The 8694-nt window shown below is 70.1% G+C and carries 2 protein-coding genes; both read left to right on the forward strand.

Annotated features, from left to right (window positions below):
- Positions 1–100: 100 nt before the first annotated feature.
- A complete protein-coding gene (locus HF323_RS13115; RefSeq protein WP_169583048.1) occupies positions 101–2455 on the forward strand; it encodes an excinuclease ABC subunit UvrA in 2355 nt (784 codons plus the stop codon).
- A 175-nt stretch (positions 2456–2630) separates the two neighbouring features.
- Positions 2631–8690, forward strand: a complete 6060-nt coding sequence (locus tag HF323_RS13120) for an Ig-like domain-containing protein (RefSeq protein WP_169583049.1) — start codon at positions 2631–2633, stop codon at positions 8688–8690.
- Positions 8691–8694: the final 4 nt, after the last annotated feature.

The following is an 8694-nucleotide window of genomic DNA, read 5'->3' on the forward strand; positions in this document are numbered from 1 at the left end:
GACCGCAGTCGAACGCGCACGCCGATCGAGCAGGATTCAGGAAGCGCGGTGTCCTCGATGTCGGTCAGAATGTAGCGTCGCCGCCGATCGAGAGGACCCCATGAGCGAGGCATCCGCCCCCCACATCGCTGATTCCCACGAGAAGATCCGTGTGGTCGGAGCCCGCGAGAACAACCTCAAGAACGTCGACGTGGAGATCCCGAAGCGCCGGCTCACCGTCTTCACCGGCGTGAGCGGCTCGGGCAAGTCGTCGCTCGTCTTCGGCACGATCGCGAACGAGTCGCAGCGGCTCATCAACGAGACGTATCCGACGTTCGTGCAGCAGTTCATGGGCCAGCTGAACCGGCCCGAGGTCGACGCGCTCGAGAACGTCAGCCCGGCGATCATCGTCGACCAGGAGCGCATGGGAGCCAACGCGCGATCGACCGTAGGCACCGCGACCGACGCGCACGCGATGCTGCGCATCCTCTACAGTCGCATCGGCCAGCCCCACGTCGGGTCGCCGCAGGCGTTCTCGTTCAACATCCCCTCGGTCAAGGGCGCCGGCGCCGTGACGTTCGAGAAGGGCGGCCAGAAGGTCAAGGAGCGGCGCAGCTTCGAGATCACCGGCGGCATGTGCCCGTCGTGCGAGGGCCTCGGCGAGAAGAGCGACGTCGACCTCGACGAGCTCTACGACAAGACGAAGTCGCTCGCCGAGGGCGCCCTCACGATCCCCGGCTACAACGTCGACGGCTGGATGGTGAAGGGCTTCACCGAGTCCGGCTTCGTCGACCCCGACAAGGCGATCCAGGACTACACCGACCAGGAGCGCCACGACTTCCTCTACAGGGAGCCGACCAAGGTCCGGGTCAACGGCATCAACATGACCTACGAGGGTCTCGTGCCGAAGATCACGAAGGCGATGCTGCAGAAGGACCGCGACGCGCTGCAGCCGCATATCCGCGCCTTCGTCGAGCGAGCGGTCAAGTTCATGCCGTGCCCCGACTGCGGCGGCACGAGGCTCAACGAAGGAGCCCGGTCTTCGAAGATCAAGGGTGTCAGCATCGCGGATGCCGCGGCCATGCAGATCTCGGATCTCGCCGACTGGCTCGACACGATCGACGACCCCGCCGTCGCCCCGCTGATGGTGGGGCTGCGTCAGACCATCGGCTCCTTCGTCGACATCGGCCTCGGATACCTGTCGCTGGACCGCGCTTCGGGCACGCTCTCGGGCGGTGAGGCGCAGCGCACCAAGATGATCCGGCACCTGGGCTCGGCGCTCACCGACATCACGTACGTCTTCGACGAGCCGACGGCGGGCCTGCACCCGCACGACATCCAGCGGATGAACACGCTGCTGCAGCAGCTGCGCGACAAGGGCAACACGGTGCTCGTCGTCGAGCACAAGCCCGAGGTCATCGAGATCGCCGATCACATCGTCGACCTCGGCCCGGGCGCGGGGCGCAACGGCGGCGAGATCCAGTACACGGGGGATGTCGCGGGGCTCCGTTCCTCGGGGACCGTCACCGGCCGGCACCTCGACGACCGCGCCCGCCTCAAGCCCGACACCCGCACGGCGAAGGGCGCCCTCGAGATCCGCGGTGCCGCGCAGCACAACCTCAAGAACGTCGACGTCGACATTCCGCTGGGCATCCTGACGGTCGTCACGGGCGTCGCAGGCTCGGGCAAGTCCTCGCTCATCCACGGCAACGTTCCGGCGTTCGACGACGTGGTGGTGGTCGACCAGGCACCCATCAAGGGCTCGCGGCGCAGCAGCCCGGCGACCTACACCGGCATCCTCGATGCGATCCGGTCGGCGTTCGCCAAGGCGAACGGCGTGAAGCCCGCGCTGTTCTCCGCCAACTCCGAGGGCGCGTGCATCGCGTGCAAGGGCCTCGGCGTGATCATCACGACGCTCGGCTTCACGCAGACCGTCGAGACGCTGTGCGAGACGTGCGACGGCACCGGCTTCAGCGACGAGGTGCTCGAATACACCCTCGACGGCAGGAACATCGCCGAAGTGCTGGCGATGTCGGCGGCCGAGGCATCCGATTTCTTCACGAAAGGCCCCGCGCACACGACCCTTCTGCGCATGATCGACGTCGGCCTCGGCTACATCACGCTCGGTCAGGCGCTCAACACGCTGTCGGGAGGCGAGCGCCAGCGGCTCAAGCTGGCCATCTCGATGGCGAAGAAGGGGGCCGTCTACGTTCTCGACGAGCCGACCACGGGCCTGCACCTCGCCGATGTCGACACGATGCTCGGCATGCTCGACCGGCTCGTCGAGGCGGGCAACAGCGTGATCGTCATCGAGCACCACCAGGCGGTCATGGCGCACGCCGACTGGATCATCGATCTCGGGCCGGGTGCCGGACACGACGGCGGCACGATCGTGTTCGAGGGCACCCCCGCAGACCTCGTGGCGAAGGGCGACTCGCTCACCGCCCAGCACCTGCGGGCCTACGTCGCCGGCTGACCGCGACCGCCCATGGGTGTTTGTCCCCATCGGCGGCAACGCGACGTCCGGAATACGATCTCCCCGGCGGCATCCCGCCACGGGAGCGTCTTGCGCTCCCGGGTTAGGCTGAAACGTCCCCACGCCACTGCGCTCGCCACGCATGCACCAGACCGCCGGAGGAGGCCGAGGTCCGATGACGTCATTCGCGTGGCTGCGCGCGCGCCCGCGTGCCCTCGCCTCGGCGGGCATCGTCACGGCCGCCGCCGTCGCCATCACCACGATGGCGTTCGTGTACCAGGGCAATCCGACGACCGAGGTCGACCTGCACGACGGGGGCGTCTGGGTGACGAAGCAGTCCGCGCTGCTGGTCGGGCACTTCAACCATGAGTCGCAGGTCCTCGACGGCGGCCTCCGCACGGCCAGCGGCGACTACGACATCCTCCAGTCCGGCGCCAACGTGCTGGTCGTCGACGAGACCGATGCGACGGTGACCTCCGTCGATCCCGCGATGGTCGCTCTGACCGAGTCGGCCGACATTCCCGCGGGCGCGAAGGTGGTGCTCGGCGGGACGACCGTCGGCATCCTGGATCGAGAGTCCGGAGACCTGTGGGTCGTTCCCGCGGCGGGACTCGGATCGTTCGCGGTCGAGGCCGCCGAGCCGCTCGCGACCCTGGGCGAGGGCGCCGATGTCACCGTCGGGCTCGACGGCACCGTCTACGCCGTCTCGCCCGAGGACGCCGATGTCGTCACCGTCCGCACCGACGCCGAGGGTGTGCCGTCGGAACCGGAGCGCTCGGGCATCGAGGGCCTCGAGCCGGATGCGGCGCTCACCATCACGGCCGTGGGCGATCGGCCGGCGATCCTCGACTCCGACAGCGGCACGCTCTTCGTGGATGGGCGGCAGACCCCGGTCGAGGGTGGGCAGACCGCCGTCCTGCAGCAGCCGTCCGCGCAGAACGATGCCGTCACCCTCGCGACCACCTCGTCGCTCGTGCACGTGCCGCTCGACGGCTCCGAGCCGGTGGCCGAGAGCACGGGAGCCCAGGGAGAGCCGGCGGCGCCGGTCTTCCTCGAGGGATGCTCCTACTCCGCGTGGAACGGCTCGGCGAAGTTCCTGCGCGACTGCGTCGGCGATGCCGACGATCTCGCCACCGACATCGACGGGCTCGACGAGGCATCCGTCCTCCGCTTCCGCGTCAACCGCGACGTCGTCGTCCTCAACGACGTCATCGGCGGTGCGGCGTGGATGGCGAGCGACAGCATGCAGCGCGTCGACAACTGGAACGAGATCACCCCGCCCGAGGGCGAGGCCGAAGAGGACGAGCAGACCACCGAGGAGACGGTCGAGACCACCCTCCCCGAGCGTTCCGAGAAGAACACGCCGCCCATCGCGACGGACGACGATTTCGGTGTTCGCCCGGGCCGGACGACCCTGCTGCCGGTGCTGGACAACGACAGCGACCCCGACGGCGACGTGCTCATCGCGGCCGTCGCGGACGGCGGGCCGTCGTTCGGCGAGGTCACCGCCATCAACGACGGCGCGGCGCTGCAGGTCGCGGTGCCCGAGAACGCCAGCGGCACGACGTCCTTCGCGTACTCGATCGACGACGGCCGGGGCGGGACCGATACCGGCGCGGTGACGCTGAGCGTGCACGACTGGAGCGTCAATGCCGCGCCGGTGCAGAAGCGCGTGACGACCGTCGTCGTCGAGGCCGGCGGCGTCGTGTCGTACAACGTCCTCCCGGACTGGATCGACCCCGACGGCGACGACGTCTTCCTGCAGTCGGTGACCCCGGCGCCCGGCGATGAGGCCGACTTCACCTCGGACGGGCGCATCACCTATCGCGCGGTGGGCGGCACGCAGGGCCGCAAGGACGTGCAGATCGTGGTGTCCGACGGCGATGAGGAGGCGGCGGGCATCGTGCGCTTCGACGTGCGCCCCGTCGGCTCGACCGACCCGATCACCAACGCCGACCGCGTCGTCGTGCAGGCGGGTCAGGTCGCGACGGTCTCGCCGCTCGCGAACGACACCAGCTCGGGCCGGGAGCAGCTGCGGCTCGTGCGCGTCGACGAGGTGCCCGGCGCGACGATCACGCCCGACTTCGCCAACAAGACCTTCGGATTCCGCTCGGATGTGCCGGGCACCTACTACGTGCAGTACCTCGTCGCGGCAGGGTCGAAGAACGCCGAGGGTCTCGTGCGCATCGACGTGCTCGCCGAGGCCGACACCACGCTCCCGCCCGTCGCCGTGCGCGACGTCGCCCTCCTCCCCAGCGGCGGCGAGGTGCTCGTCAACGTCCTCGCCAACGACTCCGACCCGGCCGGCGGCATCCTGGTCGTGCAGTCCGTCACGGTCGAGCCCAACTCCGGCATCACGGTGGCGGTGCTCAACCACGAGACGCTCCGGATCAGCGACCAGGCCGCCCTCGGCACGCAAGTGCGCATCTCGTACCGCGTCTCCAACGGGCTGAAGTCCTCGGAGGGCGAGGTGATCGTGATCCCGATCCCCGCCCCCGCGCAGCTGCGTCCGCCGGTGGCCAACGACGACCAGGTCGTCGTGCGCGCCGGCGACGTCGTCAACATCCCGGTGCTCGAGAACGACTACCACCCCAACGGCGATGCGATCCATGTCGCGCCCGATCTCGTCCCGCCGCTCATCGAGCCCGAGGACGGCGAGATGTTCGTCTCGCAGGACGTCCTCCGCTTCCGGGCATCCGACGAGCCGGGCACGGTCTACGCGACCTACGAGGTGATCGACAGCACCGGCCAGAAGGACGCCGGCTACGTCACCATCCAGGTGCTGCCGGTCAATGAGGAGACCAACGCCGCACCGCGTCCCCGCGACATCGTCGCCCGGGCGCTCGCCGGCAGCGAGGTGCGCATCGCCATTCCGCTGGACGGCATCGACGCCGACGGCGACTCGGTGCGGCTCGAGGGCATCGATTCCCCGCCCGGCAAGGGCCGCGTCGTGGAGGTCGGCTCGAACTACATCGTGTACGAGGCCTTCGACGAGTCCGGCGGCGTGGACGCCTTCACCTACCGGGTGCGCGACCGGCTGGGCGCCGAGGCGACCGGCTCGATCCGCATCGGCATCGCACCCGCCGAGAGCGCCAACCAGGCGCCCTACGCCGCGAAGGACTCCGTCGTCATGCGACCGGGCCGCACCGTCGCGGTGCCGGTCACCGCCAACGACTCCGACCCCGACGGCGACGCCTTCTCGCTCCTCCGCGACGGCCTGATCGTCGCCGACGTCGAGGGTCTCGAGGCCCGCGTCTCCGGCGACCGCGTGCTCGTCACCGCGCCGGACGAGGAGATCGAGACGTCGGTGCAGTACACGATCCGCGACGAGCGCGGCGCGAAGGCCACCGCCGTCATCCAGGTCACCGTCTCGGAGGACGTGCCGCTGCTGCGTCCGATCGCTCGGGACGACTACGTGCGCGCGGTCGACGTCGACGGCACGACGGTCGACGTCGAGGTGCTCGCGAACGACGAGGACCCCGACGGCACGGTCGAGGACCTCGACGTCTCCGTCGCGGGGTCGGGAGCCCGCGTGCTCGGCGACGGCTCCGTGCGCATCGAGCTCGACGACACCGACCGCCTGGTGACCTACACGATCACCGACCGCGACGGGTCCGAGGCATCCGCCTTCATCCACGTGCCCGCGCTGTCGTCGCTTCCCCCGACCCTCATCTCGACCGATGCGATCGAGGTGCGAAGCGGCGAGACGATCGAGATCCCGCTGGAGGACCACGTGCAGGCCGCCGGCGGCGGACGCGTGGTGATCACCGAGGCCGCCAAGGTCAGCGCGGTCAACTCCGACGGGTCGAACCTCGTGAAGGACCAGACGACCCTCGTCTACACGTCCAAGCAGGGGTACTTCGGCAAGGACGCGCTCACCTTCGAAGTCACCACGGGTTCCGGTCCGGACGATCCCGAGGGACGCAAGGCGACGCTGACGATGCCGATCACGGTGCTCCCGCCCGACAACCAGCAGCCGGAGTTCGTCGACGGGCAGATGGACGTCGCGCCGGGCGAGGACCCGACCGGTCTGGACCTCCGCGCCCTCACGACGGACCCCGACCCCGACGACCTCGACGGCATGAGGTACGAGATCGTGGGCGGCGTGCCGCAGGGGCTCTCGGCGTCGATCGTCGACCAGGAACTGCGCGTGAGCGCGGGATCCGACACCCCGAAGGGCACGCTCGAGCGCCTGACGGTCCGGGTGTCCGACGGGGAGACCGACCCCGTCGAGGGCACCGTCACCGTCCGGGTCACGGCGTCGACGCGCGAGCTCGCGACCGCGAACGACGACATCATCGCCGAGGCGCACCAGGGCGACACGGTCACCGTGCCGGTGCTGCGCAACGACCGCAACCCCTTCCCCGAGACGCCGCTCCAGATCGTGGGCGTGTTCCCCGAGACGGGCCGCGGCGTCGCCGAGATCTCCGGCGACCAGGTGCAGGTGACGCCGGCCGAGGACTTCTTCGGCACCATGGTCGTGCGCTACCGCGTGGCCGACGCCACCGGCGACACCGACCGCGAGGTCGAGGGACGCATCCGCCTCACGGTGCAGGGCAAGCCCGACGCCCCCGGCACCCCGGTCGTCTCGAGCGTGCAGGACCGCACGGTGGTGCTGTCGTGGACCCCGCCGGCCGATAACGGCGCCGAGATCACCCACTACGAGGTCTCGTCGACCGCGGGGAGCTTCACTCAGCGCTGCGAGGCCACGACCTGCACGATCACGGGCCTCACCAACAACGTCGAGTACAACTTCACGGTCGTCGCGGTGAACCGCGTGGGCCCGTCCGACCCCTCGGCGCCGTCCGAGACCGCCCGCCCCGACGCGCGGCCCGACACCCCGAACCCGCCGACGCTGGTCTTCGGCGACCGCAGCCTGCAGGTGTCGTGGGTGACGCCGAGCACCCCGGGCTCTCCGGTGGAGTCGTTCAGCCTCGAGATCTCGCCGGCCCCGCCGTCGGGCATCGTGCAGAAGACCGGCCTGACCGGCAACAGCACGGTGTGGGAAGGCCTCGAGAACGGGGTCGCGTACCAGGTGCGGGTGCAGGCGCACAACCGCGCACCCGAGCCGTCGAGCTGGAGCGCGTGGTCGGCGACGGAGATTCCCGCGCGGATCCCGGATGCCCCGGCAGCCCCGTCGACGGAACGCCTCGACCCCGTCGGCACGCAGGCGCAGATGCGGGTCTCGTGGACCCCGCCCGCCAACAACGGCGACGCGATCGCCGAGTACCGTCTGAACGTGCTGCAGGGCGGCGCAGTCGTGAACACGCTGCTCGTGCCGGGCGGCCAGACGTCGCAGACGCTCGCGATCAACGCCTCCACGACGGACTACACCTTCACCGTCGCCGCACGGAACAAGGCCGGGTGGGGCGCCGACAGCCCGCCCTCGGCCCCGCGGCGCGCGTTCGTCGCGCCGGGCGCACCCTCCAACGTGCGGGCGTCGACGCCGAACGGCAACTCCGCGATCGTCGTGACCTACGACCCCGCACCGGGCAACGGCGCGCAGGCGGGTGAGCTGCGCTACGAGTACTCGCTCAACAACAACGCCTGGCGCGCCGATTGGGACGGGACCACGATCGGCGGCCTCACGAATGGCCAGACCTACACGGTCCGCGTGCGCGCCTACACCGCGATGGACGGCGTCCGCTACGACGGCACACCGTCGGCGGCTTCGAACCAGGCGGTCCCCTACGGTCCGGTGCTCAACCCGGGCGCGAAGGCGACCCGCGACGGCACGGCGATCGTGTTCGAGTGGAGTGCGCCGGCGCGCAACGGTCGTGCCATCAGCCAGGTGCAGGTGAACATCGCAGGCGGGGGCTGGGAGAACGTGGCGAACAACGGCTCGCGCCGCATCGACTACGGCTACGACCAGACCCGCGAGATCCGGGTGCGCGCGTATGACTCCGAGGGGCAGGTCTCGTCCGTGGTGTCCGACTCGGCCACGACCGCACCCCGGCCGCAGCCGCGCGCGTGGGTCACGCGCGGAGCGAGCGCCCAGGGGCAGCCCGGGTGCGGCAGCTCGTACTGCGCCTACTTCGTGGTGAACACGCAGGACTTCCCCGCGGGCAGCTACCGCTACGAGTGCTGGGGCGCCGGGAGCAAGTTCAACAACTGGGAGGGCCCGGTGAACTTCCCCGCGAACGGCCGGACGCAGCTGCAGTGCTACTACGGCCAGCCCGGAGCGAACGTGTGGGTGGTCCTCAACGGGACGAGATACGAGACGACGCAATGGTGACGCG

Source organism: Microbacterium sp. MF43 (assembly GCF_012847295.1).
Classification (GTDB): Bacteria; Actinomycetota; Actinomycetes; order Actinomycetales; family Microbacteriaceae; genus Microbacterium.